This window comes from Pectobacterium artocarpous, from assembly GCF_046159765.1.
Taxonomy (GTDB): Bacteria; Pseudomonadota; Gammaproteobacteria; order Enterobacterales; family Enterobacteriaceae; genus Pectobacterium.
In genome coordinates, this window is the sequence record NZ_JBJXVK010000027.1 from 20140 (window position 1) to 45050 (window position 24911).

Below are 24911 nucleotides of genomic sequence, written 5' to 3' on the forward strand. Positions count from 1 at the left end.
GTCTTTCAATAAGTCAGACTCGCATAAAAAAGAAAAGTTTCCCGGAAACGAGAAAAAATAAATTTTTCTATGAGGAGGTGGCATTATGCCGTTACTAGATAGCTTTACTGTTGACCATACTCGTATGGCTGCACCTGCCGTTCGGGTTGCTAAAACCATGAAAACCCCTCATGGCGACAATATCACGGTATTTGACCTGCGCTTCTGTCGCCCGAATATCGAAGTGATGCCGGAGCGGGGAATCCATACGCTAGAGCACCTGTTTGCTGGCTTTATGCGCGATCATTTAAACGGGGATGGTGTAGAAATTATCGACATTTCTCCGATGGGATGTCGTACCGGCTTCTACATGAGCCTGATTGGTACGCCGGATGAGCAACGTGTCGCCGATTCCTGGAAAGCGGCGATGGCGGACGTTCTGAAAGTGACCGACCAGCGTAAAATCCCTGAGCTGAATGAATATCAGTGTGGCACCTATGAGATGCACTCGTTGAAAGAAGCGCAGGAAATTGCTCAGCACGTTGTGGATCACAATATTGGTATCAACCAAAATGACGATCTGGCGCTGCCGAAAGATAAGCTGGCCGAGCTACATATCTAGTTTGTCGGATAGATACAAATAAAAAAGAGAGCCAACATTCGGCTCTCTTTTTTTGTGTTCGAGGAAGAGTCAGACGGCAAGGAAGTGTTGTATAACCCGGCTACCAAAGTAGGAAAGCGTCAGCATCAGCGCACCGAGCAGGCTGAACCAGACAACGCGCCGACCGCGCCACCCTTCATGGTAATGTCCCCAGAGCAGCAGAATATAGATGAACCACGCAAACAGGGAGAACACGGCCTTGTGCAGGTTCTCTTTGTTATCGATCAGATCGTCCATGTAGAACAAACCGGTACAGAGCGTCAGCGTGAGCAGAATGGTGCCAATCTGCGTGATGTGAAACATTTTACGTTCAATGCCCATCAGCGGCGGCATGTCAGCAGCAAATCCCAGCTTTTTATTCTTGAGCAAATAATCAAGCCAGGCGAGTTGGAGCGCATAAAGGGCAGCAATTAACAGAGTGGCATAGGAAAAAAGTGCCAGACCGATATGGATCATCAAGCCTGGTGACGCTTCCAGATGCGTAATGAATTCACTTGGCATGAAGCTGGCGAAGGCCAGATTGATCAGCGCAAAGGTGTAGACGATAGGAAGAATAAACCAGCCACGATCGCGCGCGGCGACAATCGTCATCACCGTACAAATGATGAGACTGACCAGCGAACCGATATTCAGCAGGCTAAGGTTTTGGCCGACCTGAACATCGAAAATGCGTTGATAGAGCGCCCCCGCATGGCAGATTAGCGCAGCGCTGGCCGAGAGTATTGCCAGCCGACGATATGCACTGTTCTTGCGCAGCAGACTGGGGATAATCAGTCCGAGGCTGAGTATATAGGCGGCAAGCGCCACAATAGCGAAAACAGACATACAAATAGGTTATTAAATATCAACTAGGTAAAATGAAGAATCAGTATAGCGTTAGTCGCCGTGGGCACCAACAGTTCTCCGTCAGCAGCGCTGAGATCGTTCCCGCTTTTGTGTATAATCTCTTCCATTCGTGTCGCGCTGGCGGCCTGTCTTACGTTGAGCATGAGATATGTTTGAAAATTTAACCGATCGACTCTCGCGCACATTGCGCAATATCAGCGGCCGCGGGCGGTTGACTGAAGACAACATAAAAGAAACGCTGCGTGAAGTGCGTATGGCATTGCTGGAAGCCGACGTCGCGTTACCTGTGGTGCGTGATTTTATCAATCGCGTGAAAGAGCGTGCTGTAGGGCATGAAGTTAATAAAAGTCTGACGCCGGGCCAAGAGTTCGTCAAAATTGTTAAAAATGAACTCGTCAGCGCCATGGGTGACATCAACGCTGAGCTGAATCTTGCCGCGCAGCCGCCTGCGGTTGTTCTGATGGCGGGCCTGCAAGGTGCGGGTAAAACAACCAGCGTGGGTAAGCTGGGTAAATTCCTGCGTGAGAAGCAGAAGAAAAAAGTGCTGGTAGTTTCTGCCGACGTTTATCGCCCTGCGGCGATTAAGCAGTTGGAAACGCTGGCGCAGCAGGTGGGCGTCGATTTCTTCCCGTCAGACGTGCAGGAAAAGCCGCTTGCGATTGTAGAACGTGCGTTACAACACGCTAAGTTGAAATTCTACGATGTCTTGTTGGTCGATACCGCGGGTCGTCTCCACGTTGATGACGCGATGATGGACGAAATCAAACAGGTTCATGCGGCGATTAATCCCGTTGAAACGCTGTTTGTCGTTGATGCCATGACGGGGCAGGATGCGGCGAATACGGCGAAAGCCTTTAATGAAGCGCTGCCGCTGACCGGTGTAATTCTCACCAAAATTGATGGTGATGCCCGCGGCGGTGCGGCGTTATCTATCCGCCATATTACGGGTAAGCCGATTAAATTCCTCGGCGTCGGTGAAAAAACCGAAGCGCTAGAGCCGTTCTATCCTGAGCGCGTGGCATCGCGCATTCTCGGCATGGGCGATGTGCTTTCACTGATTGAAGATATTGAAAGCAAGGTTGACCGTACACAGGCAGAGAAGCTGGCGAAAAAGCTGAAGAAAGGCGATGGGTTTGATTTGACCGATTTTCTGGATCAGCTCAAGCAGATGCGCAATATGGGCGGTATGGCCAGCATGATGAGCAAGATGCCCGGTATGGGTCAGTTGCCTGATAATGTAAAATCGCAAATGGATGACAAGGTGTTGGTACGTATGGAGGCGATCATTAATTCAATGACGCTTCAGGAACGTGCTAAGCCTGAGATTATCAAAGGATCGCGCAAACGCCGTATCGCGATGGGTTCAGGTATGCAGGTGCAGGACGTAAACCGTCTTCTGAAACAGTTCGATGATATGCAGCGAATGATGAAGAAGATGAAAAACGGTGGCCTGGCGAAAATGATGCGCGGTATGAAAGGGATGATGCCACCTGGATTTCCGGGGCGTTAATCACTGAAATTCCGTGGCGTGGATAAACTCTTGGCGTGATTACACGCTTTAGATTGCTTTTTGCGCCAAAATGAGTAAAATTTTCGGGCTTTTTATATGACATACTGGGCTCCGTTCCTCGATGGAGCCCAGTTGTTTTATTCACTAAAGAGGATGTTATGGTAACAATTCGTTTGGCACGTGGCGGCGCGAAAAAACGCCCGTTCTATCAAGTAATCGTGACCGATAGCCGCAATGCGCGTGACGGTCGTTTCATTGAGCGCGTTGGTTTCTTCAACCCAATCGCATCAGGTCAAGCAGAAGCACTGCGCCTGGATCTGGACCGTATCGAGCATTGGCTTGGTCTGGGTGCAACTGTGTCTGATCGCGTATCTTCGCTGATCAAAGACGCTAAAAAAGCAGCATAATCTGTTGCGGTGGTGATAATGAGCAATCAACTCAGCCTAAAACCCCCCGTTAACCCGATTGTTATGGGGAAGGTCGGGTCGGCATACGGCATCCGAGGTTGGCTCAGAGTGTTTTCATCCACCGAAGATGCCGAGAGCATTTTTGATTATCAACCCTGGTTCACCCAGAGTAAAAGCGGTTGGCAGCTTGTCGAAATTGAAAGCTGGAAATATCACAATCAGGACCTGATCATCAAAGTGAAAGGTGTTGATGACCGTGATGCGGCTAATTTACTGACCAATTGCGAAATTGTCGTAGATTCGTCACAACTGCCCGATCTGGGCGAAGGTGATTATTACTGGAAGGATCTTATTGGCTGTCAGGTCGTGACCGTAACTGGTTATGAGCTGGGTAAAGTCATCGATATGATGGAAACCGGCTCGAACGATGTGATGGTAATAAAAGCCAACCTGAAAGATGCCTTCGGAGTCAAGGAGCGGCTGGTTCCGTTCCTCACTGAACAGGTTGTTAAGCGTGTCGACCTGTCTACTCAAACTATTGAAGTAGATTGGGATCCTGGTTTTTGAGCTCTGAATCGACCAGTAGTACCCAGCGGAACGAGACTATGTGGATTGGGGTGATTAGCCTGTTTCCAGAGATGTTCCGGGCAATTACTGATTACGGAGTCACTGGCCGGGCAGTAAAAAATGGCCTGCTGAACGTACAGTATTGGAGTCCTCGCGACTTCACTTACGATCGGCATCGCACCGTGGACGATCGGCCTTATGGCGGCGGCCCCGGAATGCTGATGATGGTGCAACCTTTACGGGATGCGATCCACGCAGCAAAAGCAGCGGCAGGCGAAGGCGCGAGAGTGATTTATTTATCACCTCAGGGCCGTAAATTAGATCAGCAAGGCGTACGTCAACTCGCTACAAACCAGAAGATGATTCTGGTGTGTGGACGGTACGAAGGGATTGATGAGCGCGTAATTAAAACCGAAATCGATGAAGAATGGTCGATAGGGGATTACGTACTCAGCGGTGGGGAACTGCCAGCGATGACTCTGATTGACTCCGTTGCCCGCTTTATACCGGGTGTACTGGGGCATCAGGCTTCAGCAGAAGAAGATTCTTTTGCCGATGGGTTGCTGGACTGTCCTCATTTCACTCGTCCTGAAATACTGGAAGGCATGGAGGTCCCGGCGGTGTTACTGTCTGGAAACCATGCGGAAATACGTCGCTGGCGATTGAAGCAGTCGCTGGGCCGAACCTGGCTTAGAAGACCTGAACTTCTGAAAAGCCTAGCTCTGACTGACGAGCAAACAAGGTTGCTGGCTGAATTCCAACGTGAATATCAGTCTGACCAACAAGAGTATTAGGTGGTTACGCCGGTTTACCGTGCGAACCCAACTATCAGTTTACCTAGGGTAAGAGACATATTATGAGCAACATTATTAAGCAAATCGAAGACGAACAAATGAAGCAGGACGTACCTGCATTTCGTCCGGGTGATACCGTAGAAGTGAAGGTATGGGTTGTTGAAGGTAGCAAAAAACGTCTGCAGGCATTCGAGGGCGTGGTTATCGCTATTCGTAACCGCGGTCTGCATTCTGCATTCACTGTTCGCAAAATTTCTAACGGCGAAGGCGTGGAGCGTGTATTCCAGACTCACTCTCCAGTTGTTGACAGCATCGCTGTTAAACGTCGTGGTGCCGTGCGCAAAGCCAAACTGTACTACCTGCGTGAGCGTACTGGTAAGTCTGCTCGTATCAAAGAGCGTCTTAACTAAGATAGCGCTTTCGCAACATCCGAAAGTTGTTATTTTTCAAAGGCCTAGCGTAATAGCTAGGCTTTTTTTTTATCTAAGTGGCGGCAAAGTGGCGGCAGAGAAAAAGCAGTGGCGACAGATAGGCAAAAGAAAACCCGCTTTCGCGGGCTTTAGGTTGCTGTGTTAAATCCAGAGTGTTCCCTGATTTGACCGATCAGGGTGTGGCGGGACGGGCTTAACATCGCCCGGCGTCATAATAATATCCGCGATGGTTTCCATTGACTTGAATGTGCAACCGCAGTTGATATTCTGGCACTGGTGATAACGTTCTTTTGTCTTGTTCGTAATGTAGCGGCTGGATCTCGCGTGCGCTGCATTTTGGCAGAGTGGGCAATGCATCATTTCGTAAATCGCCTTATCGTCCTGTCTGGTTCATATCATCAATCATATCACTTTATTCGATTTTTCAAATATTGATTTGAAAATGAATTACTGTTCATTCAGCCCATACTCAGCATCGGACAGCAGCACTTCCAGCTCCAGCGCGGTAACGTATCCTGAATTACTCAAATTGTGCGTCACTTTTGAGATAGTCCACGGCTGTTCGTCGATCACCTGTTTAAAGCCACTGACCTGAACGGGCGTTTCTGGGAACAGGTCAGCACGCCCCATCGCTAGTGTGATAGAGAACTCCGCGACACCGCGCTGTAACTTGTCCCATTCTGCTGTTGCCTTACGAATGGCCTGTTCTTTGGTCGCAAAAACCGTAGTTAGTGCCAGCACGTTTTCATCGGTGCCGACCAGATAATCACCCTCGCGGGCTTCCGGCGCTTTCTTGGCCTTTTTCGCTTTAGGGTGTGGCTGTTGGGGTTGTGGTCCCTGATGCAACAGCACTTTTTTCTGACGTTTTACCTTTACCGTTTTTGGCTTTTCAGGCTGCGGCTCTTTGGTATGCAACCAGCTTGCCGTGACGCCCGTGTACGCGCCTCGGTCAGCTAAGCTAAAACTGTGCTGATCGCCGTCGCTGCGTTCAATAATCTGCTGTGGGATAGGTTTGCCGCTGGCCGTCTTCCCCGTTCCGGGACGGATAAACAGCAAACGCCCGGCCTTGATCGCCACTATCGCCCCGTTGCGCTCGGCCAGCCGCGTAATAAATACCGCGTCGGTTTCCTGCGTCTGGTCGATGTGGGGAATTTTTATCCCCGCGAACCCGTCGGCCAGCATCGGCGCAAGGTTGTTACGCTTCGCCACTTGCTCAACAATCGCGCCCAGCGTGGTGTCGTGATAGGACAGCTCACGCCGGGAGTTCAGCGACCCGCGAAAATCGGCACTGCGCGCCCGGATGGTGAGTGTGTCCGGCGTGCCACGGTGCTCTATTTCATCCACCGTAAAATCGCCTTTGCCGATCAATGCTTCTCCTTCCCAGCCCAAAAACACCGACAGCACCGCGCCCCTACGGGGCAACTGCAACAATCCGTCGCTGTCGTCCAGTTCGATGTCGAGCTGGTCGGCCTCAAAGCCCCGGTTATCTGTCAGGCTCAGTGATAGCAGGCGCGGACTGATAACGGTCGTGATGTCCTGCTCATTGAGTCGCAGCAGGTACGCGGGAGCGATTTTACTGCCAGCCCGAACGTTCAGCGGGTTAATCATGCGAATAAGCCTCCAATAGCGGATTGCGCCCGGTTAGCCATTTCCCCGGCGCTGCCTATCAAGCCCTCCGCCTGCTGGCGTAAATCGCCCAGCATGGCAGACAGTGACGAGTCCACGCGGGTTAGCGTGATGGTAAACTCAATCCGCCGGGCGCGGCCATCAGGGAAAAAATCGGTTTTCGTCTGGCTGAGACTGTTCACCACAAACACGCCGTAAATGGTGCCGCTGCCCTCAATCAGCGGCCATGCACGCCCCTGATCGGCCATCGTCTCCAGCATCAGCAACGACAGCGTGCCGCCTGTGATTTCCGGCAATAACTCCCCCGACAATGTGATTTTTTCGTCTTCAATGCCTAAGAACTGCAACGCCGGACGTTGGCCTACGCGGCTGTTTGACGGCCAGCGGTAATCAACATTGCGTTGCATGTTCTGATATGGCAAGGTCTGGAGCTGGAACACAAACAGCCCCAATGTGAGCATCATCGGATTAGCCTCCCTGATAACTGTACTGACTGAATGCGCGTGACCGCGCCGCCCGTTCCCGCTGTTCAAGCTGACGCGTGACTTCCTGCGCGATGCCTTTTTCACTCTGTCCGGGTTGGGTAACGATACTGATCGGCGCGTGAATGCTGACCGGGGATGATGCCGCACTGGCCTGAACTGCTGGAGCTATCGGGCGATAAGCCGACATGCTCATGGTCGCTGAAGCCATCACCGCCGCATCCTGACGGTGTGTGAGGGTAGCCGGTTCTGCTGCGGTTTCCGGCTTACTCACACCGCTGTATCTGGCGGCAATCGCCTTTGCGTCGTTGCCCTGTGGTGTTGGGGCGCGGCTTACGCCTACCTTGAGCGCTGCGGCGTCTTCCGGCGGCAGGATACTGTCAGCGGTCGGCAGTTTCTTCGATTTTTCGTCAACCAGCCCCAGCTTTTCCAGCAGCCACGACACGCCTTTTTTCAGCGACTCCAGCGGGTGCATGATGATGTTAAGCCCGTTAGCCAGTGCCTCACCAAACCGTTTCCCCATGCTGGCCGCACCGTCCAGCTCGGCGGCAGTGGATTTGACGGGCGTCAGTAGATCGCCGAACCAGCCAAACAATGCTTTGATTTTGTCGCCAATCCACGTAAAGACAGGCTGGAGCGGTTCAAACGCCGCAATAATGGGCGCACTTGCTGCAACAAATCCCTCAACCACGCCGCCGATAAATGCCTGAATCGGCTCCCAGTATTTCCAGATAAGTAGCGCGCCACCGACAATCGCGGCGACAGCCAGCCCGACAGGCGACAGCAGCACGCCTAACGCACTGCCAACCAGCGTAATCCCGGTGCGCAGCAGTGCCAGCGGTGACGTAAACAGCCACATCAGCACCCGGCCAAATCCCGACATTGCGCCCCGGATCACGGCCAGTGGATTACCGACCGCCCCGAATACCGAGGTAAGCGCAGAGGTTCCCGCCCGTAGCAGCATCAGCGGCGATTTAGCCAGCCACGTAATCGCACCGCCGAGGCGGGTTAATCCCCCTGACAGCGGCGTGATGCCGCGTGTTCCGGCGGATCGTAATCCGGCACTCAGTAACCCTGCTCCGCCAACTAATGCGTTAATCCCGCTCATGACAGGCCACGCAACCAGCCCGATCCCACCCAGCACCGTGATTAACGCCGTGGCAGCGCCACCCACCATGACAATCTGCCGCGTCAGCTCCGGGTTAGCTTTGACCCATTCATTGACGCGGGTTAACCACGCCGTCGCGGCCTGCGTCAGTTTGCGCAGTGCGCCGTCATCGTCATTGAACAGGTTAAAGCGTAAGCTGGCCAGCGCACCCTGTAGCCGCCCGATATCCCCCTCAAGGTTATCGCGCAGGGTATCGCTCATGCGGTCAGCCGCCCCGGACACATCACCGAGCTTGTTTTCGGCTCCGGCCAGCGCCGCCAGAAATTTCGGTATCTGGTCAATCGACAGGTCTTCAATCGGCGTACCAAACAGGGCGATAGCGGCATTTGCCCGTTCTGCCGGGTCTTTAATTTTCAGCAGCCCGTTGGCGGTTTTCTGCATCGCGACCCGCGCCTTATCGCCCCCACTGGCAATGGCGGTAGACATTTTGGCGGCATTGAGTCCGGCGGCGTCATAGGCTTCAATACTGGCCTTTGACATGTCAGACCCACGAATGCTGAACTCCTTCACCGCGTCGCCTGTCTTGTCCAGCGCGAACTTGCCTTGCTGCGCCATCTCCACTAACAGTGTCATGGCTTCCGAGCCGCTGAATCCCATGTTGCGGAAGTGGGTCGAATATTCATGCAGAATTTCCGGCAGTTCGCCGCGCATCTGCGCCGACACGCGCTGCATCCCTGATACCATCAAGTCAAACGCATCGTCGCTGTTCTTCGCGAGGCCGTTTTTCATCATGATGGCGGCGATCTGGATACTCTCGGTTGCATCACCGCCGAGCGCCGTTTGTATGTCCAGCGCTTTCCGCGATATCCGCGCCAGCTCGGTTTCCCCGACGTCACCCATCGCACCCAATGTGCTCCGCACGGCGGCTACGGCATCCGCTATCTGGTTGAGGTCATTACTCACACCAGAGGCGTTAATATCTTTGATAACGCGGGTGTACTGTTCGCCGTCGGCAGCATTCCCGCCCGTCTGTGCCGCAATGCGCGCCCCGTGTCCGTCTGCCTGTACCGAGGGCGCAATCAGACGGCTTTCGGCATACAGTGCCGCTGAACCCAGACCAAACGCCGCCGCGCTGGTATTGCGTACCCCAGCGGTAATTTCTTTGCCTTTCTCATAGCGCTGTCTGACCGCGTTCAGCTTTTCCTGTTGTTGGCTGACGCGGGACAGCGCGGTGCGCTGTTGGTCAAGCTGCGTCGTTGTCTGGGTGATGTTCGTGCGCAACTGTCGCTCCGCACCGGACAGGTTGCGCGTGCTGACGCCAGCTTGTTCCAACTCAGTACGCTGTCGCTGTACCGACTGGCGCAGCGCGGCATACTCGGTTTTTAGCGTCGCGGCCTGACGTTTTGCCCGCGCCAGCGCCTGCGCCTGCCGTTTGGTGGGATTTTCGCTATTGCGCAGTTCCGCCGACAGCGTGGCGGCTTTAGCCCGTGCCTGCTGGAGTGCTGCGCCTGTTTCGCCTAGCTGACTTTTTGTCTTGCGAAAGCCTTCGATATCAGCCGCTTGTTCTTCCAGCGCTTTGAGCTGCACTTTTGAATCACGGATATCGCCCGACAGCTTTTTACTGGCGGTTTGCACCGCCTTAAAGGGTCGGGTCGCACTGTCCACGGCTTTCAGCAAAACGCTTAACTGTAGAGTGTTACTCATTATGATGTCCGCTACGTTTCAGCGCCTTGTCGCGCCACAGGACCAACTCGGTGAGGGTCATCGGGTACAGCTCGGATGGTGGCCAGTGAAAAATCACCGCGATATCCGCCATCAGTTCATCAACCGTCAGACTTCGGGGGAGGTCGTCTGTGGCGATTTCGGCGTCAAAAAACCGATCACCTTGCCAGCGATGGCAATCATATCCGGCAATTCCATGCGGGTGATTTCGGCCTCGGTGAGTGCCGGGACGGTCATACGCGGTAGCACTTTAATCATCGCGTCGACGTCCGAATTCGCCACCGCAGCCAGACTGACACCGCGCAGCGTTCCGGTAGTCGGTTTAATCAGGGTGATCGTGTCGATGGCAGTTTCGCCACGTTGAATCGGGGTTTCCAGTGTGACCACGTTGTCGTTTTTGTTCATGATAATTCTCTGCATTTAATGTGAAGAAAGACGGCCAGCGCCGGGCTGGCCGGACAGGGTTACGCCAGACCAATCGCCCGGCGATGTTGCTCCAGACGGTCAACGCCGTTGACACGCTCAATCATGTTGATAGTGTCAATCTCGATCATCTCTTTGCCGTCCACGGTCAGTTTGTAATACGTGCATTGGGTCGAAATTTTGGTTTCGGTGTCTTCTCCCTGTTTGCTTTCGCCGCCGTCAATTTCTTTATGACGGCCACGCATCACAACCTCTACCGCGACAATTTCCCCGGTGTCGTCGCGCTGGTACGACCCGGTAAAACGCAGCAGCACCGCATCAGCACCCGGTGCCGCATACTGCGCCAGCAGGGTTTCGTCAGCGAATCCGCCCATCGTCCATTCCATCGCCAGCGCGTCATCGTCCAGCCCAAAATCAATGGGTGCAGTGCCGTTCATGCCGCCGCCGCGGTAGTTCTCCAGCTTGCGCGTGAGCTTCGGCAGCGTAACGGCGGTGGCAACCCCCATGTAGCTCATGCCGTCATTGAACAGGTTCATAAATTTCAGTTTGCGAGGCAGTGCCATAGCGCGGTAACTCCTTAGCTGTTGACCGACGCGGCCAGATTCACCAGATATTTATCGGTGATGCGCTGGCGCAGGGTGAGATTTTCCAACGGAGGAACGGGCGTATAGTCATAATCGATATACAGTTTCCCGGCCTTGAGGGTTTCCTTATCGTTTGCGGTGTCGTCATACCAGCAATCCGCATCAATGATGTAGCCGTTAGATTTCAGCTCGCGGAACTTCGCCTTGATACCTTCGATAATGTCTTTGATAAGCGTCGCGGTAACGGGCTTATCGACTGCCCACAGGTGCGCTTCGGCCATCGTATCGGCCAGCACCTGCGCGGTGCGGGTGTAGTTCTCAAACAGGAATAGCGGATCGTCAGAACAGGTGCGGTTACCCCAGAAGCGGAAACCGTCTTTACGAACCAGCGTGGTAACACCCGCCTCATTCAGCAAATCCGCATCGGTGCCGGGTGCCTGCAAATCCCAATACACCGAGGCGCTGATACCCGTCACGCCGTTCACGCCGACGTTAGACAGGGTTTTATGCCATCCGGTTTCTTGGTCGATTTTGGCGCGTAGACCGAGGGCGCGGGCGGTGGCATATGCCGTAGCGCTGGCGTTGGCCGTGGTGTCCCACGCAATAAAATCCGGCCAGATCACCATCAGTTCACGCTGGCTGAAATTGTCCCGGTAGTTGATGGCGTCCGACAGGGTTTTGCAGCCCCATGCGCTGACGTAACCGAATGCGCGCAACGACTGGCAGATTGAGGCTAATGCGGTGGCAACGGGCAGCGAGTCAAGCCCCGGCGCACCGAGAATGCGCGGCTTCACGCCTGTTACTGACATGGCATCTAACAGGGCTTTCATCCCGGTGTATTTGCCGTTTTCGTCACTGCCGCCGATCACATTGCTGATGGTTTCGGCTTCGTCTTTACCCTCGGCCACGCGCACCACAACGGTAACGGGTTTGGACTGGTCGGCGATGGCAGACAGCGCAGCGGCCAGCGTGCCTTTTTTTCCGGCCTTGCCGACAGCGGACAGCACATTGGTAATCAGCACCGGGGTATTGAGTGGAAAGGTGGCCGCGTCGGCGTCAGATGCGGTGCACACCATGCCGACAATCGCAGTGGAAACAGTAGAAATAACTCGCGTGCCGTCGTTAATCTCGACGACCTGCACGCCGTGGTGAAAATCACTCATAAATTGAGGCTCCGGCTAATAGCACGATTGCAGTGTCAGGAGCGGTTATTGTCTGGCGTGAGGCGAGTGTGGGCGAGTGATGCGGGTACGGTGACGGCTGGCACAACAGCGAGGCAGAAAACAGGCATGAAAAAAGCCCACCGTCTCGCTAACGGTGGGCTTCGCTTTCCCCGGTGTATCATTATTATTTTAAAACCAATCACATAATGACATTTCGGGTGATTGTTTTATAAACGTTTATACAGATCGATTAGGCGTTATTGATCGGCGGTAGCGATCAATTCAGCATCCGGCGCAGTTGGCCAGTCTATATCAGTAGCATTAACATCGATACGGCTCAGCAACACGGCATAGGTCTGCCACGCAGTCAGCGCGGCTTTCTCTTCATCTGTCGCAATGTCCAGATTGACCGCATAGGTCAGTTCATTAATGCGTGATGTTGCAGCAGCTTTGCGTGTAGCAAGTTCCTGCTGTGCGGTTTTGAGCGCGGCGGCGGCTTGCGCGTCTTTGTCGATCACCCATGCTTTACCGTTCCAAACGTCGAATTCAGTAGCCGGTTTCAGCAATGTGACGTTATCTGGCAATTCGCCAAACTGGCTAACAGTCTGCGCCTGTCGTGTTTCCGTGTTGTAGACAGTTTTGCCGCGATAGTCCGGCACCTGCTCCCATGATTTACCGTCAGCGCTGCGGCGGAGCGCTTGACCGACTGGCGGCAATTCCGGTTCATCGACGTAGCTATCGGCAGGCAGGCCAACACCCTGCATAATGTATTCATAACTCGCGCTCTGATATTCCCTTGTAGCAGGATTAACGTGATAAACCGTAATCCAGCCTGAGTTGATTGCCAGCCCACTTTCGTTCAGTTCTGCGTTTTTGATTTGTGTTGAATAGTTGCTCATTATGCTGCTCTCACGATGTAGTTAAATGCAATATTGCGGGGGCGGGTTTCTGTATTGCCTGCTTCTGACGTGAGACTATCGTAATAGAGCCACATCCTATTGTCCGAATCTGTTCCCTGTGAACCTACGTTACTGTTGTAATTCAGTGGCGCAGTTTCTGAATATGCGACGTTAATGCCATTCCCGTTTTCAATGTAATAGCGGTCTCTGTATTCATGAGCGTGGCTCTGAATAGTATTACCCTGCGCTGAAAGCAGCGCACGCCCGCTATCAGCACCGCGCCCATCATCCCAGCCGCGCACGAATTCGCCGCGTAAATCGGGCAGGACACCAGACGGATAGCGTGAGGCTAAAACCGGATACAGGGATTTATCGAATGACTGGCCGTTGCATTTGAGCCATCCGGGGGGGGCAACCGCGCCGGGAAATGGAAGGGGAATGCCCGACAGCTCATCAACAGCAATTGCATTGATTTCTTTCGCAGTGGGTTTATTGTTGGGACTGTAGATGCGCTGGCCTTTTTCGGTGATTGAGCCAACCACATTCATATTGTGTCCTGTGGTGAAATCCCCTGTAGCCAGATTGATATCAAATGGCCGTAATGCATTAAAGCCACCTTTTTTATCACCTTTGTTGGTCAACAGCAGATAAAATCGGTTGCCGTCATTACGAAAAATAACGCCATAATCCCCATAATCCAGTCGCAATGCATTAGCCGATGATAGCTGGAGTTCCCCGGTTACCTCTCCACCGGATTGCCTTAAATAACGTGCGTCTCCTTCGTTTTTTGAGTATGTGCCGATATCTTCCGGTGTCGGTTTGTTATTCGGGCTATAAACCCGTTTCCCCACCTCATACAGCATGCCGGAAACATATAACGACCCGTTAGAAGTCAGTGATAACAGTTCGCTTAATGCCTCATGATTGCCGTTCCAGAATGAAAATCCGCCACGGCCACTGCCACGGTGATTCACAAAATCAGTGCGGCCTTCTCCATTCACCCGATTCCAGCACAAAAATGCACCCTGCGAGTCCGGCAATGCAGAACCTGCCCCGGTTACTTTTACAATGTCGTTAGTCTCCAGACGACCGGACATTTTGCCCCCTGTCAGCGACAGTTTTCCGGCTAATGCATTCAAAATAGTGGTTGAGAAATTCGGATCATTGCCGAGCGCCTGCGCCAGCTCCTGCAACGTATCGAGCGCACCGGGTGACCCGTTAATTAAGGCGGATATGGCTGCTTTAACAAATGCTGTCGTTGCAATCTGCGTATCATTGGATGCCTGTACCGCTGTTGGGGCGGTAGGTTTGCCAATCAGCGCTGGGCTTTCCAGCCGTGCATATTTCTGTGTAGCCTGCGCATCCGTCAGCGCGCCCACATCGGCGGCGGTGGGCTTATTGTTAGGGCTGTAGACGCGCTGGCCTTTTTCCAGCAATGTGTCGGCATCAACTTTATGCCCCAGCGCGACATCGCCCGTTGCCAGATTAATCCTGAATGGCCGTAAACTGTTCCATTTTCCGTAAGGGTCTTCTTTATCGGTCAGTAAAAAATAAAAATCACCGCCATCATGACGCAGAGTGACGCCGTAGCCGCCATTCACCATACGCACCGCATCAGCGACAGAGGAAACCAGCGTTCCGCTCATCGTTCCGCCGGCCAGGGGGAGTTTTTTCCCTAGCTCAGTCAGCATCGTTGTGGAGAAGTTTGGGTCATTGCCTAGCGCTTTCGCCAGTTCCTGCAACGTATCGAGCGCACCGGGTGACCCATTGACCAGCGCGGAAACGGCGGCTTTCACAAAGGCCGTTGTTGCCAGTTGTGTGTCATTAGCGGTTTGCGCGGCTGTGGGCGCGGTAGGTTTGCCTGTCAGTGCCGGGCTGGCCTTTGGCGCATATTGCGAGTGAGGATCAGCGGCGGCAAGATGGTTTTTCATCATGCTATCCGCATAGGCTTTCACCTCGATCACCGCGTTATCAACATAACCCCGCGTTGCCAGCACGACCGCCGGGTCGATTTTCAACGTCACGGCGTCGGTACTGCTGACAATCAGGATCATGCGCACGGTCTGAATACGACCGCTCCCTTCCTGAAGTTGTGGTTTGTAGGTTTCCGGGCAGTTGGCGACCGCAATCAGATTACCGTCATCATCAAACAGGCCGATTTCACGAATCCACCAACCGCCCTCATTTTCTGGAATGACCTGCTCGGCGATAATCTGGCTGGGGTTTTTCGGGTCAACACTCAGCGTATTGAGCGCCGCCCGACGTTTTTCGCCAATCAGCTTGGTTTGTGCCGGGTTCGGTGTTGGCAAGATGCCGCCGCCATCCCCGACGGCCATCCGGGTGATGTTAAGGCGACTACCCAGCGCGGTGGCGTTAGCCAGTTTGGCCGCGCCGATGTTGGTTAACAGGGCAAAATATTTTGCGCTCATGCGGTTACGCTCACGTTGTCGATTAAATGAAGTGCTGCTCCGGTCACATCCAGACCGGACACGGTGATAGTTTCAGGAAAATAGGGGTAAATGGTCAGGTCATCGCCGCCATAGGACAGCGCGGCAACATAGGCCGCACCCCGCGTGTCGAGGTTGATATTCAGCCCCAGCAGGTGACGTGACGCGGGTTTGGCGTCGGCAATCAGCCGCTCCAGCTCGTAAAAGGTTTCTTCGGTGATGCCGCTATCCTGTACGCCGATATCGAGTCGAAACGTGCCAGGCTCTCCGCCGCTCTGAAACCATTCGCTGATACGGATCAGATAACCGAACGGCTCAACCACGCGACGCAGCGCGCCAATGGTGCCTTTATGGCGATGAATAAAGAACGCATCACGGATCACCCGGCGTTTCAGATTTTCCGGCCACGTTTCATCCCAACGATCAACGGAAAACGCCCACGCCAGATACGGCAGCAGGTGTGCCGGGCAGGTATCCGGGTTCCACAACTGGCGCAGCGGAACGGGTACGCGGGTAATCTCGGCGCAGGCAGTGGCGGCGGCGACTTCCAGCACCGACGACCCGACAGGTAGCAGGCGGGTATCACTCATCGGCACCGCCTACACCCAGCCGATAGCCGGAACAGTAGGACGCCTGCGCGGCGGTCAGCACGATATCGTCGGCGGGTGTCGTCAGCTCGACTCGTTGCACGCCTTCAACGTGCAGCGCAGCGTAAATCGCCGAGCGACGAATATCCCGCCCTAATCGATGTTGCGCACTGATATAGGCTTTCAGCTTCTGTTCAGCGGCGGCGCGCACAGGCTCCGCTTCGGGACTCCGATACAGGTACAGCGTGGCGGCAATCTCATACGGCACAATCGCGGCGGATTGCACGGTTACACGGTCAGCCACCGGGCGCACGTCTTCACCGTTGAGTGCAGCGGCGACGATGGCGACCAACTCCGCACTGGCGCTGCCGTTGCCCTCGCGTGACAGTACCGACACGGTGACGCTGGCCGGGCTGGGGCTGATAACCGACACATCCGCCACGCGCCCGTCGGCGCTGCGTCCGTGATACTGATAGGCACCAACCGACCCGGCAACGCTCAGCCCCTCAAACGCCTGTTGAATGCGCAGGCGAAAATCGCTGTCGGATTCCATCAGGGCAGGCGTTGGCGGCAGGGTTGAATCGTCAGCCGGGGTGATAACCAGACGGGCAACGCTAAAATTGGCGCCGAGCTGGTCGAGGTCACTCCCTTGTGCATACGCCACCATCACGGAGCGTGCCGCTTCATTGACGCGCTGGCGCCACAATAATTCGCGGTAGGCGTTTTCCTGCAACAACTTGACGAGCGGATCTGATTCCAGCGTCAGAGTGCGGGCAACGGCGGCGCGCTGGTCTTCCGGGTAGAGCGACAGCAGTACCGCTTTACGCTCGGTGTAAATTGCCTCGTAGTCCAGTTCTTCCACCACGGCAGGCGCGGGAAGCTGGCTTAAATCAATCATCGCCATGTGTCAGCTCACAGGAACAGAAAGAGAAACGGCGTTGCTGTCAGCCAGCACGCCCGTAATATCAACGGCCAGCTTGCCGTCGAATGTGCTTGATAGGTTGATGGCCGTCAGTGTGATGCGTGGCTCCCAGCGCAGCAGCGCCATGTAGCACGCCGCCATCACCTGCAATTTCACAGCAGGATTTTGCGGCTGGTCGATCAGCGCCGACAGCAGCGACCCGTAATCCCGGCGCATCACCCGCGACCCGACGGGCGTAATGAGAATATCGCGCACGCTCTGGCGAATGTGTTCGATATCGCCGAGGGTCTGGCCGTTGTCACGGCTCATGCCGAGGTAACGGGCTGTCATAGTGGTGCGCCCGTTGTGCCGCCGCTGTCACCTATATGTCGGTGTGTATGCAACACTTTGCCATTGGACGACAGAGACCCGCCGGAATGCTGAATGTTGCCGCGCATTTCCCCGCCTTTTTGCACCTCCAGCGTTCCCGTAATCAGCTTGTTGGTACAGACCACTTCTGGCGTGTCGAATGTGATGCGGGTTGACGCCTTCACCGTGACCAGCGGCACCGTGGCGGTAAGGGATTCAGATGCGGTGAGTGTGGCGGTTTTAACCCCGCGGACGGTCAGCGCCCCGGTGTCGGGTTCGTACTCAATCACCGCACCGTCAGGAAAGCTGACGTGATACGCATCGGCAGAGGCCGACGGCGCGGGGTTGGCATCGGAATAGATGCCGGGCAATATAAAGGCGGTGTCCAGTTCGCCCCCGATGGACAAGATCAACACCTGTTCACCGATGGACGGTGCCCACCAGTCTCGGGAACGGCCAGCACGGCGGGTTAACCAGTTCAACCAGCCTGTAGTCATGTCTCCGGTTTGCACCCGGCATAGGGCGTCCGCTGTGTTGACGTGGGTCACGACGCCGACACGGATAATATTGCGCAAGAGGCGCTGAATTTCGGTAAGGGTGGCTTGTGTTTTCATAGGGAAAAGAATGCCGCCGGGGGAACATGGCAGCAATGTGATGCGGTTCGCTGGTCAGTTAGACAACAAGTGACTCAAATATTGACAAATAAGCTACAGCTTATATTATATAAGCCATAGCTTATTATGGAGGCGTAACAATGTGGACGGTGGTTTTTACTGAACGATTTACCGCGTGGTTGATGGAACAGGAACTTTCCTTACAGGAAAAAATGGCAGCAGACCTGACGCGGCTTGAGTTTTATGGTCCACAGCTTCCACGTCCGTATGCTGACAGCGTGAAAGGCTCACGTTATCGCAACATGAAAGAATTGCGAGTGCAGCATGAAGGCCGTCCTATTCGTGCTTTCTTTGCTTTCGACCCTGAACGTCAGGCTATCGTGCTGTGTGCCGGGGATAAAAGTAATGACAAACGTTTTTACGACACCATGATCCGCACAGCGGATGATGAATTTACCGAACATCTGGCAAAGAGGAATCACTAATGAAAACGCTCAAAGAATTTATTGCGCAACAATCACCAGAAAGCCAGTCTCGCATTAAAGAAATGGCTGATGAAATGATTCTGGAAACAGGTTTGCAGATGTTGAGGGAAGAACTTCAGCTTTCACAAAAAACCGTCGCCGATGTGATGGGGGTAAAACAGCCGTCGATCACGCAGATTGAACAGCGAGGTAACGATGTGAAACTGGCAACGCTGAAGCGCTACATTGAAGCGATGGGCGGCAAGCTAAGTCTGACGGTTGAACTACCGGATGGCGGCGGGCGGGTATTCCATATCTAAGTATAAGAATTTGCCCCGCCACAAAGCGGGGCTGATTTCATTTACTCAGATGCTGAATGACCAAATCGTTTACCCGCTCTTTATCTGCTGGCGTAATGCCTAAAAGCTGACGTTCCGGGTACTGGATCTCTTTGTTGTGACCTCGCTGTTTCTCTGTCTGTCCGTAATGATGGATTTCGGCAACCCGGCGCGCTTTATTGGCAAACTCCACCGTTGCATCATGGGGTGATGCCGTTGCCAGCATGTATTTATTCTTTACAAGCTGCTGAAACATGCGGGCTTTGGCTTTGCCTGACCGGGTATTGACCCGTTCTTTTTTTACTTCAACAAAGCGCTGGATATCACTCAGGTAAAATGAACGGATGGCTTTTCTGTCCGTGTCATACCCGGTAAATAATGTGCCAAACCGGGCTTTACGCTTACGCCAGTTTTTCAGGCTGCGCACTTCACCGTTCCACAGGATTTTCATTCCACGTTGTACGGTGATGACCTGTGCCTTACGCTGGGTAAATGCCGTCCCGTCTGGGCTTTTCTGCTTACGGATTCGGGCTTGGTTGGTTTTCCGTAAATCGTTAGCAATGTCTCTTGCTAACGCCTTGCGACTGGCGGGAGACATTTTAGCCAGTAATCCCGCCAGTTCATCGTCAAAGGGTTTCAGCTCATTCATGCCACTGACTCACTAACTCACCACTGATATACAACGACACCGGGCGTTCTACAGGAACAGGTAGCGGCGGCTCTGGCGCATGAGTGACGTGCAGCGCCTTATCTACCTCTTTGACGATCACTCGCTCAGTCAGTTTCAGGCTGATGCTGATATCACAGCTACCGTTATCGTTAATGTCTGCCAGATAGGTAAACCCTTTCGGGTCATTGGCGATATCGGGTTGATTCTCCCGTAACCATGCCTGAATCGGCACCAGTAGCCAGTCGATATCATCAGTAAAATCCGTGATGACCAGATTCAGCGTGTACTGGTTCTCAAACGACAGTGACCGCGCCAATGTTGACGCTATCGCGCCGCTGTCGATAAAGACGTGCAGCATATCCGGGTTATTTTTCAGTACCGGCACCGCGTCACTTAGGGCGAGGCGCAGGCTTTGGGGTTTCAGCATCGTGTTGTTCCTGACAGTGTTTGATGGTTTCAACCTGTAGCGCACAGCTCACCAGTGCGCCTTCAAGTTGGCGGTTATCCGCGCTTAAATCACCGTTGGTTTCCGGGCGGCTGCCCGGTATCGGGCAACTCGTTACTTTCGGACAGCCAACGTAAATAAGCGTCGGGGTTGTCAAAGGTGGGGCGGCGGTGCAGCCGCTTAATATCGTCAGGCAAAGCAGTGCCATACCAGCGGCGCAGATCGGCATTCTCATTCAATAGCCTCGTCATGGTTTTATCGCGTGAAGCGGCCAGTTGCCCGGCCTGTAATAGTTTGGTGCGCAGTTCCGCCTGTGCCTGTTCGTTGCGCCGGGCGTTGTCCTGCAACGACCCGATGGCGGCAGACTGCGCCAGCAACGTGTCTTTCTGCTGACTCAGGGCGATAGCCTGCTGGCTTAACGTGCTTTCAGCGCGGGACAGTTGCCACTTAGCCACAACCAGCACCGCCAACAGGCAGGCGGCAACGATAGCGAGAAACTGCGTGATGGGTTTACTCATCATGCCAGCATTCCCCCGGCCTGCTGGTACACCTGAAGCAGCTTATCAAGACTGTGTTCACGCTGGCCGTAACCCGCACCCGGCAACGACGCCCAGATATTACGGCACTTGGAAATCGCCCGTTCAATGTCGCCCCGTTCGATATCATCCAGCGCCCGGCGCTCGCTGATGAGTTGCACGGCGAGTTTGTCCTGTGACGCAGGGCTAAAATCCGGCAGCTTCATGCGCTGCTGATAATGCGGCCAGAACAGATAAAGCTGTTGATAACGCCCGGATGCCGTGGACTTCTCACCCCGGCGGTTAAATACTTTCGCCGGACGGCCAGACGCGAACGGGTGATCACGGTAGTCGGTGAAAATTTCCGGCTTGCCATCCAGCCCGGTGACAATCACGTCATAGCCATTGTTGCGCGTCAGCGGGTGCGTCGCCGTTCCCTCTGAAAAGGCCAGCATGGCCAGAAAGGCCGTCAGATTGTTACTGTTCGCCATCGTTTTTCTTCCTCTTGTCCAACTGACTTTTAATCAGCAGTTCAATCGCCTGATAGCCCGCTATTCCCAACGCGGCACCGATGCCATTAATGGCGACGGGTGACAGGTTAGGAAACTGCACCAACGCCACACCTGCCACCATTGACACAAAGCCGCCCAACAGCACGCGACCAATAAACAGGCGCAACGTGACAGGCTCCCCACCTGCCAGCACTTTTCCGACGACAATCAGCGCGCCGATCAGGAATAAAGACAAAATACTTTTATCGGGTTCGTTCACGGTTCACTCCCATAACTGAACGGACTCACGGACAGGGGCGGCAGCAATATCCGGCAGTGTCACGGCGGTGCCGTGGGGCAATATCGCCCCGAATTCGGCTAGCCCCGGATTAGCGGCTAACACTGCCTCAACGGCACCCTGTGTGCGCCCGTAATGGCGATAACACAGGGCGTCCAGCGTGTCGCCCTGCTGTGCGATGACGTTCATCAGATATGCCCGATGATGCAGCGGGGCTTATCCTGCAACTGACTGATTGACCAGCGCGCATCGCGCCACAGCTCATCAATCGTGCCGTCGAGCGCCTCGGCCTTACGGTCGCCTTTGGCGCTGGCGTCATAGCCCCGGTAGCGCTCGTACAGCGTCGCCGTGGTAATGGCACTGACCGCACGCAGATAGTGATGATGCTTTTCGCTCTGGCCGTCGAGTCGCTCAGCCGGGACAGTGGCAAGCGTGGTAAAGCCTGCCGCCATCTGCGTCTTGCGGTACTCGAACAGCTCGGCATTCACTTCGGAAATCGCGGTTAGCGCTGCATGGCGCAGGCGCTCCGGCGTAACGGTGTTCTCAAGGCGCATCAGCGTGCGCAGCGTTCCCGGCTCCACATCCGGCCAGAAAAAGGTGTTTTCGATAACTGCATCCTGTTTCGCAGGTATAGGGATAACCACCGCATCCGGGTGTGGCTCCGCTTTCGCGGGAAAAATCATTGTCGTCATGACAACCTCTGAATAGGTGGGCGGTGGACACAGGCACAGAAAACGGTAAACCGTTCCGGCCTGTGTGCCGCCCGGCGCGGGGCGCGTTGGGTTAACGGCTGGCCGCTGCTTTGCGCAGCGCGGTTTCCAGCCGCTCTATGTCTTTTTTCACACCGCTTCGGCTATCAAGCTGAAAGGCGCGTTTCAGGTGAAACAGGGCTTGCTCCGGCTTGCCGCCACGCAATATCAGGCCGATGATTTTATGCAGCTTGGCGCGCACCTGATCGGGCATGTCTTCCGCATCGGTCAGCGTCAGCGTGTCGATCAGCAGGTCAATATTGACCGCCTGCCCGGCGGTATGGGCGCGGGTTGCGGCGTCGGCCACCTCTTCGGCTAACAGGTACGGCGTCGGGCGGGTGTAGCCCTCCGGCATCACCAACTTGTGCTGGAGTGCATAACGGGCAATCTCCAACGCGCCGGGGACATCTCCGGCGTCGAGCTTCCACACCATGACCGTCATCAATACCGCGTCCTGTGCGCCGCGACCGTTGGCGAGGACACCCGCCACCCACGGTGCATACGTAGGCAACAGCCCGCTTTTCATCTCGGCTTTACGCTCGATTGAGCGCACCTGTTTTAACGTGCGTTTGTCAGCCGCAAGCCGGAACAGCATTTGCTCGTATCCGGTGGCCTGCCGCAGCGGATCATTCTCCCGCTGCGACGCCTCAGCAGCCGACACCCGCATCATGTGACGCTGGGCGGGGCTTAACATGGCTTAGGCTCCTGCTTGGGCTTTCGCGTCTTTGGCTTTCTCTTCGTCGGTGCGGAAATCACCCAACTCAATATTTTCAATCAGACAGCCACAGCCGTAATCTTCCACGACGTAATCCTGTTTAATGGATTCGTAGTTTTCGATTCGGTCACGTTTGGCGACTTCTTCGATGTGACGGCGGTGACTATCGTCCATGTAGTAAATCGACAGATTATCCAGACGGGTGATCAATAACGCGTTAGCCGGGAAATAGGGCACGCGCACGGCAGGTAAATTGCCGATACGCTTCTGACTGATGATGACGTCAGCGGCCAGTGTTTCGCTGTTGGGCTGCTGTTGGTTGACCAGCGGGAAATATTTATCAGCCAGCAACTGACGGCCACAAATCACCACCAAGTCGGGGTCTTCCTGATGCCATTCGTCGATCATGGTGTTGGTTGCATCCATCACCAGCGCATCGAGCGTGACATACGCAGCCGCTTCACCCAGGCCAACGCGGATTTTTTCGGAAATCACCGTGCCATCCTCTGCGACGACGCGACCCATCACGCGCTTAGGTGATTCGTTGCGGTATTTCTGCAACCAGCCCACGGCCACATCCTGCAACAGCGGATTTTTAGCACGATCAGAGGTCGCCGCACGTTTCACGCCGTGCCATCCGGCCATGATGTAATCCAGCGACTGACGTTTGGCGATGGCGTTACGTAAACGCAATTGGAAATCCTGAAAACGCGCCCACAGGTCAAGGGTGTTGTAACGGATATGGAAATCAAAATTCATCTGTTCACACTTGTACTGACGCGCTTCCAGACTTAGTAAATCAGCGGTTTCGCGCTCGTCACCGTTTGAGGTGTCCGTGGTGCTGGCAACTGACCCGGACACGCCGAGGCCGATCTTTTCCCCGGTCAGCTCGGCAACCGGCACGATATTGATGCGGGTCAGGAAGTCGGACGACTCTTGCACCACTTCCATCAGCGACTGCGTGACGGACGGCTCAACGCTGAATTTTTTACTCAGGGTTTCCACCTCAACGCCGTTGATGCTGGCAAGCTGCGTCAGGTAGGCATTAAATTTAAAACGGGTTTCTTTACGCATTGTTTTTCCTGTTCTTTCTTAAAAATGGGTTAGCGGGGCAGCGCCCCGATTAGCAGTTGGTCAGCAACGAGGCTTCACCGTCGCCACCTGTCGCCGGGGGGCGGCGTTTCTGCGACAGGCTTTCTGTGCCGTCCAGCGTGGCTTTGAGGTCGGTGAACTGCTGTTCATTGGCGTTCAGCTTCTGCGTCAGCGTGACAATGTCCTGCTGCTGGCGTTGCTCAAGCTGGGTAAAGCGCTGATCTACGCTGTCGGCGTTGGTCTGCACCTGTCCGGCCACTTCTGCCACGGCTTCATGCACGTCATTAAAGCGGGCGTCGTCGCTGGACTGCTTGCGGCCAAACAAGGCTTTCACGCGGGTTAACAGTGTCGGCTCCACGTCCGGCAGATCGTCAAATTCCAGCGTTACTTCGGTAGCGACAGAAAAGAGGTTTTCCGGGGACGATTTACGGGTTGCCAGCGGGCTATGTTTGGCTTTGGCGCTGAATTCCAGCATTTCCGTGCCGAGGCTGGCCGGGTCATCGGTGACCGCCAGCCCGACCAGATAGCTTTTGCCTGTGTTGGCAAAGTTGGGCTGGATCTCCATCGAGGTATAGATTTTCTGGCTGGCTTTATTCATTGCCACCAGTTCATCCGTTGGGGTGATTTTGGCGAACAGCGCCAGCTTGCCACTGATAGCCGAATCATCATCAATCCTCTCGGCTTTCAGCTCGATCACATCGCCATAGCGGCGAAACGGGCTATCGGGTAGCAAACCTTTCACATGCTCAATGTTGATGCGGCAGCCATAGACGCGCGGATCAAACGTATCCGCCATGTTTTGAATATCATTTTCATCAATGATGCGGCCGTCGCAGGTGTCGCCCTCGACACCGATACGGAACCACTTAGAAACTTTCTTTGCCATTTTCTCATCCGTTGTTTGCGGGAAGTCGGGGCGAGTATCCGGCGTGACACCCTGCCGCGCCATCAATCACGGTTCGCTAACCGCTGGCACAACAGGCACTTAAGGCGGGGAAGGTCGGCGCTGACGTA

General features: G+C 54.5%; 34 protein-coding genes. 8 read left to right on the forward strand and 26 right to left on the reverse strand.

The window, feature by feature from the left end:
* Positions 1-85: 85 nt before the first annotated feature.
* Positions 86-601, forward strand: a complete 516-nt coding sequence (gene luxS / locus ACKQAD_RS16720; protein ID WP_409161179.1) for an S-ribosylhomocysteine lyase — start codon at positions 86-88, stop codon at positions 599-601.
* A 69-nt stretch (positions 602-670) separates the two neighbouring features.
* Here luxS and ACKQAD_RS16725 read toward each other — a convergent pair whose 3' ends face one another.
* The gene (locus ACKQAD_RS16725; protein WP_409161180.1) at positions 671-1465 is read right to left on the reverse strand and encodes a cytochrome C assembly family protein; all 795 of its coding nucleotides are present in this window, start codon (positions 1463-1465) and stop codon (positions 671-673) included.
* A gap of 169 nt (positions 1466-1634) precedes the next feature.
* Here ACKQAD_RS16725 and ffh point away from each other — a divergent pair, with 169 nt between their 5' ends.
* From ffh to rplS, 5 genes are all read left to right on the forward strand, one after another.
* The gene (gene ffh, locus ACKQAD_RS16730; RefSeq protein WP_409161181.1) at positions 1635-2996 is read left to right on the forward strand and encodes a signal recognition particle protein; all 1362 of its coding nucleotides are present in this window, start codon (positions 1635-1637) and stop codon (positions 2994-2996) included.
* A gap of 158 nt (positions 2997-3154) precedes the next feature.
* A complete protein-coding gene (gene rpsP / locus ACKQAD_RS16735; RefSeq protein ID WP_225085518.1) occupies positions 3155-3403 on the forward strand; it encodes a 30S ribosomal protein S16 in 249 nt (82 codons plus the stop codon).
* 18 nt (positions 3404-3421) lie between these two features.
* The gene (rimM, locus tag ACKQAD_RS16740) at positions 3422-3970 is read left to right on the forward strand and encodes a ribosome maturation factor RimM (RefSeq protein ID WP_409161182.1); all 549 of its coding nucleotides are present in this window, start codon (positions 3422-3424) and stop codon (positions 3968-3970) included.
* Between the two features lie 38 nt (positions 3971-4008).
* Complete coding sequence (gene trmD, locus ACKQAD_RS16745) at positions 4009-4764, forward strand: tRNA (guanosine(37)-N1)-methyltransferase TrmD (RefSeq protein WP_409161183.1); 756 nt, start codon at positions 4009-4011, stop codon at positions 4762-4764.
* A gap of 62 nt (positions 4765-4826) precedes the next feature.
* Complete coding sequence (gene rplS / locus ACKQAD_RS16750; RefSeq protein WP_010285987.1) at positions 4827-5174, forward strand: 50S ribosomal protein L19; 348 nt, start codon at positions 4827-4829, stop codon at positions 5172-5174.
* 162 nt (positions 5175-5336) lie between these two features.
* Here the strand turns inward: rplS and ACKQAD_RS16755 are convergent, their stop codons facing one another.
* The 14 genes from ACKQAD_RS16755 to ACKQAD_RS16820 all read right to left on the reverse strand — a co-directional run bounded on the left by ACKQAD_RS16755 (position 5337) and on the right by ACKQAD_RS16820 (position 18120).
* The gene (locus ACKQAD_RS16755; RefSeq protein WP_103161059.1) at positions 5337-5555 is read right to left on the reverse strand and encodes a DNA-binding transcriptional regulator; all 219 of its coding nucleotides are present in this window, start codon (positions 5553-5555) and stop codon (positions 5337-5339) included.
* Positions 5556-5642: 87 nt separating this feature from the next.
* On the reverse strand, positions 5643-6803 hold the full coding sequence (locus ACKQAD_RS16760) for a phage late control D family protein (RefSeq protein ID WP_409161184.1): 1161 nt from the start codon (positions 6801-6803) through the stop codon (positions 5643-5645).
* Positions 6800-7285: a phage tail protein gene (locus ACKQAD_RS16765; protein WP_409161185.1), complete on the reverse strand. Its 486-nt coding sequence runs from the start codon at positions 7283-7285 to the stop codon at positions 6800-6802. Before ACKQAD_RS16765 ends, ACKQAD_RS16760 begins: the two co-directional genes overlap by 4 nt.
* 4 nt (positions 7286-7289) lie before the next feature.
* Entirely contained in the window at positions 7290-10115 is a 2826-nt protein-coding gene (locus ACKQAD_RS16770) for a phage tail tape measure protein (protein WP_409161186.1), read from the reverse strand.
* A complete protein-coding gene (locus ACKQAD_RS16775; RefSeq protein ID WP_409161187.1) occupies positions 10108-10227 on the reverse strand; it encodes a GpE family phage tail protein in 120 nt (39 codons plus the stop codon). The genes ACKQAD_RS16770 and ACKQAD_RS16775 overlap by 8 nt, the downstream gene beginning before the upstream one ends.
* 14 nt (positions 10228-10241) lie before the next feature.
* Positions 10242-10538: a phage tail assembly protein gene (locus tag ACKQAD_RS16780; RefSeq protein WP_409161188.1), complete on the reverse strand. Its 297-nt coding sequence runs from the start codon at positions 10536-10538 to the stop codon at positions 10242-10244.
* A 59-nt stretch (positions 10539-10597) separates the two neighbouring features.
* Positions 10598-11119, reverse strand: a complete 522-nt coding sequence (locus tag ACKQAD_RS16785) for a phage major tail tube protein (protein WP_409161189.1) — start codon at positions 11117-11119, stop codon at positions 10598-10600.
* A 14-nt stretch (positions 11120-11133) separates the two neighbouring features.
* Positions 11134-12303, reverse strand: coding sequence for a phage tail sheath protein (locus ACKQAD_RS16790; protein ID WP_409161190.1), 1170 nt, complete (start codon positions 12301-12303; stop codon positions 11134-11136).
* Positions 12304-12560: 257 nt separating this feature from the next.
* Positions 12561-13202: a tail fiber assembly protein gene (locus ACKQAD_RS16795; RefSeq protein ID WP_409161191.1), complete on the reverse strand. Its 642-nt coding sequence runs from the start codon at positions 13200-13202 to the stop codon at positions 12561-12563.
* Positions 13202-15631 carry a phage tail-collar fiber domain-containing protein gene (locus ACKQAD_RS16800; protein ID WP_409161192.1) on the reverse strand — a complete coding sequence of 810 codons (2430 nt, stop codon included), beginning with the start codon at positions 15629-15631 and terminating at the stop codon, positions 13202-13204. Before ACKQAD_RS16800 ends, ACKQAD_RS16795 begins: the two co-directional genes overlap by 1 nt.
* Positions 15628-16239 (reverse strand): phage tail protein I, encoded by a 612-nt coding sequence (locus ACKQAD_RS16805; protein ID WP_409161193.1) that lies wholly within the window; start codon positions 16237-16239, stop codon positions 15628-15630. The genes ACKQAD_RS16800 and ACKQAD_RS16805 overlap by 4 nt, the downstream gene beginning before the upstream one ends.
* Positions 16232-17140 carry a baseplate assembly protein gene (locus ACKQAD_RS16810; RefSeq protein ID WP_409161194.1) on the reverse strand — a complete coding sequence of 303 codons (909 nt, stop codon included), beginning with the start codon at positions 17138-17140 and terminating at the stop codon, positions 16232-16234. Before ACKQAD_RS16810 ends, ACKQAD_RS16805 begins: the two co-directional genes overlap by 8 nt.
* 3 nt (positions 17141-17143) lie before the next feature.
* Positions 17144-17488: a GPW/gp25 family protein gene (locus tag ACKQAD_RS16815; RefSeq protein ID WP_409161195.1), complete on the reverse strand. Its 345-nt coding sequence runs from the start codon at positions 17486-17488 to the stop codon at positions 17144-17146.
* Positions 17485-18120: a phage baseplate assembly protein V gene (locus tag ACKQAD_RS16820; RefSeq protein ID WP_409161196.1), complete on the reverse strand. Its 636-nt coding sequence runs from the start codon at positions 18118-18120 to the stop codon at positions 17485-17487. The genes ACKQAD_RS16815 and ACKQAD_RS16820 overlap by 4 nt, the downstream gene beginning before the upstream one ends.
* 140 nt (positions 18121-18260) lie before the next feature.
* On the opposite strand from ACKQAD_RS16820, the gene ACKQAD_RS16825 reads away from it, so the two are divergent.
* Both ACKQAD_RS16825 and ACKQAD_RS16830 read left to right on the forward strand, forming a co-directional pair.
* Positions 18261-18605 (forward strand): type II toxin-antitoxin system RelE/ParE family toxin, encoded by a 345-nt coding sequence (locus ACKQAD_RS16825; RefSeq protein WP_409161197.1) that lies wholly within the window; start codon positions 18261-18263, stop codon positions 18603-18605.
* A complete protein-coding gene (locus ACKQAD_RS16830; RefSeq protein WP_409161198.1) occupies positions 18605-18904 on the forward strand; it encodes a helix-turn-helix domain-containing protein in 300 nt (99 codons plus the stop codon). The genes ACKQAD_RS16825 and ACKQAD_RS16830 overlap by 1 nt, the downstream gene beginning before the upstream one ends.
* Positions 18905-18941: 37 nt before the next feature.
* Here ACKQAD_RS16830 and ACKQAD_RS16835 read toward each other — a convergent pair whose 3' ends face one another.
* The 11 genes from ACKQAD_RS16835 to ACKQAD_RS16885 all read right to left on the reverse strand — a co-directional run bounded on the left by ACKQAD_RS16835 (position 18942) and on the right by ACKQAD_RS16885 (position 24783).
* Positions 18942-19571 (reverse strand): phage virion morphogenesis protein, encoded by a 630-nt coding sequence (locus tag ACKQAD_RS16835; protein WP_409161199.1) that lies wholly within the window; start codon positions 19569-19571, stop codon positions 18942-18944.
* Positions 19564-20019 (reverse strand): phage tail protein, encoded by a 456-nt coding sequence (locus ACKQAD_RS16840; RefSeq protein ID WP_409161200.1) that lies wholly within the window; start codon positions 20017-20019, stop codon positions 19564-19566. The genes ACKQAD_RS16835 and ACKQAD_RS16840 overlap by 8 nt, the downstream gene beginning before the upstream one ends.
* Positions 19982-20224: an Rz1-like lysis system protein LysC gene (gene lysC / locus ACKQAD_RS16845; RefSeq protein ID WP_409161229.1), complete on the reverse strand. Its 243-nt coding sequence runs from the start codon at positions 20222-20224 to the stop codon at positions 19982-19984. The genes ACKQAD_RS16840 and lysC overlap by 38 nt, the downstream gene beginning before the upstream one ends.
* The gene (gene lysB, locus ACKQAD_RS16850) at positions 20109-20558 is read right to left on the reverse strand and encodes an Rz-like lysis system protein LysB (protein ID WP_409161201.1); all 450 of its coding nucleotides are present in this window, start codon (positions 20556-20558) and stop codon (positions 20109-20111) included. The genes lysC and lysB overlap by 116 nt, the downstream gene beginning before the upstream one ends.
* Positions 20555-21043: a glycoside hydrolase family 24 protein gene (locus ACKQAD_RS16855; protein ID WP_409161202.1), complete on the reverse strand. Its 489-nt coding sequence runs from the start codon at positions 21041-21043 to the stop codon at positions 20555-20557. Before ACKQAD_RS16855 ends, lysB begins: the two co-directional genes overlap by 4 nt.
* Positions 21030-21323 (reverse strand): phage holin family protein, encoded by a 294-nt coding sequence (locus ACKQAD_RS16860; protein WP_409161203.1) that lies wholly within the window; start codon positions 21321-21323, stop codon positions 21030-21032. The genes ACKQAD_RS16855 and ACKQAD_RS16860 overlap by 14 nt, the downstream gene beginning before the upstream one ends.
* 3 nt (positions 21324-21326) lie before the next feature.
* The gene (locus ACKQAD_RS16865; protein ID WP_039491308.1) at positions 21327-21530 is read right to left on the reverse strand and encodes a tail protein X; all 204 of its coding nucleotides are present in this window, start codon (positions 21528-21530) and stop codon (positions 21327-21329) included.
* Positions 21530-22033: a head completion/stabilization protein gene (locus ACKQAD_RS16870; RefSeq protein WP_409161204.1), complete on the reverse strand. Its 504-nt coding sequence runs from the start codon at positions 22031-22033 to the stop codon at positions 21530-21532. The genes ACKQAD_RS16865 and ACKQAD_RS16870 overlap by 1 nt, the downstream gene beginning before the upstream one ends.
* Positions 22034-22124: 91 nt before the next feature.
* Positions 22125-22784 (reverse strand): phage terminase small subunit, encoded by a 660-nt coding sequence (locus tag ACKQAD_RS16875; RefSeq protein ID WP_320765320.1) that lies wholly within the window; start codon positions 22782-22784, stop codon positions 22125-22127.
* A 3-nt stretch (positions 22785-22787) separates the two neighbouring features.
* Positions 22788-23879, reverse strand: coding sequence for a phage major capsid protein, P2 family (locus tag ACKQAD_RS16880; protein ID WP_400397662.1), 1092 nt, complete (start codon positions 23877-23879; stop codon positions 22788-22790).
* A 49-nt stretch (positions 23880-23928) separates the two neighbouring features.
* The gene (locus ACKQAD_RS16885) at positions 23929-24783 is read right to left on the reverse strand and encodes a GPO family capsid scaffolding protein (protein WP_409161205.1); all 855 of its coding nucleotides are present in this window, start codon (positions 24781-24783) and stop codon (positions 23929-23931) included.
* Between the last annotated feature and the right edge of the window lie 128 nt (positions 24784-24911).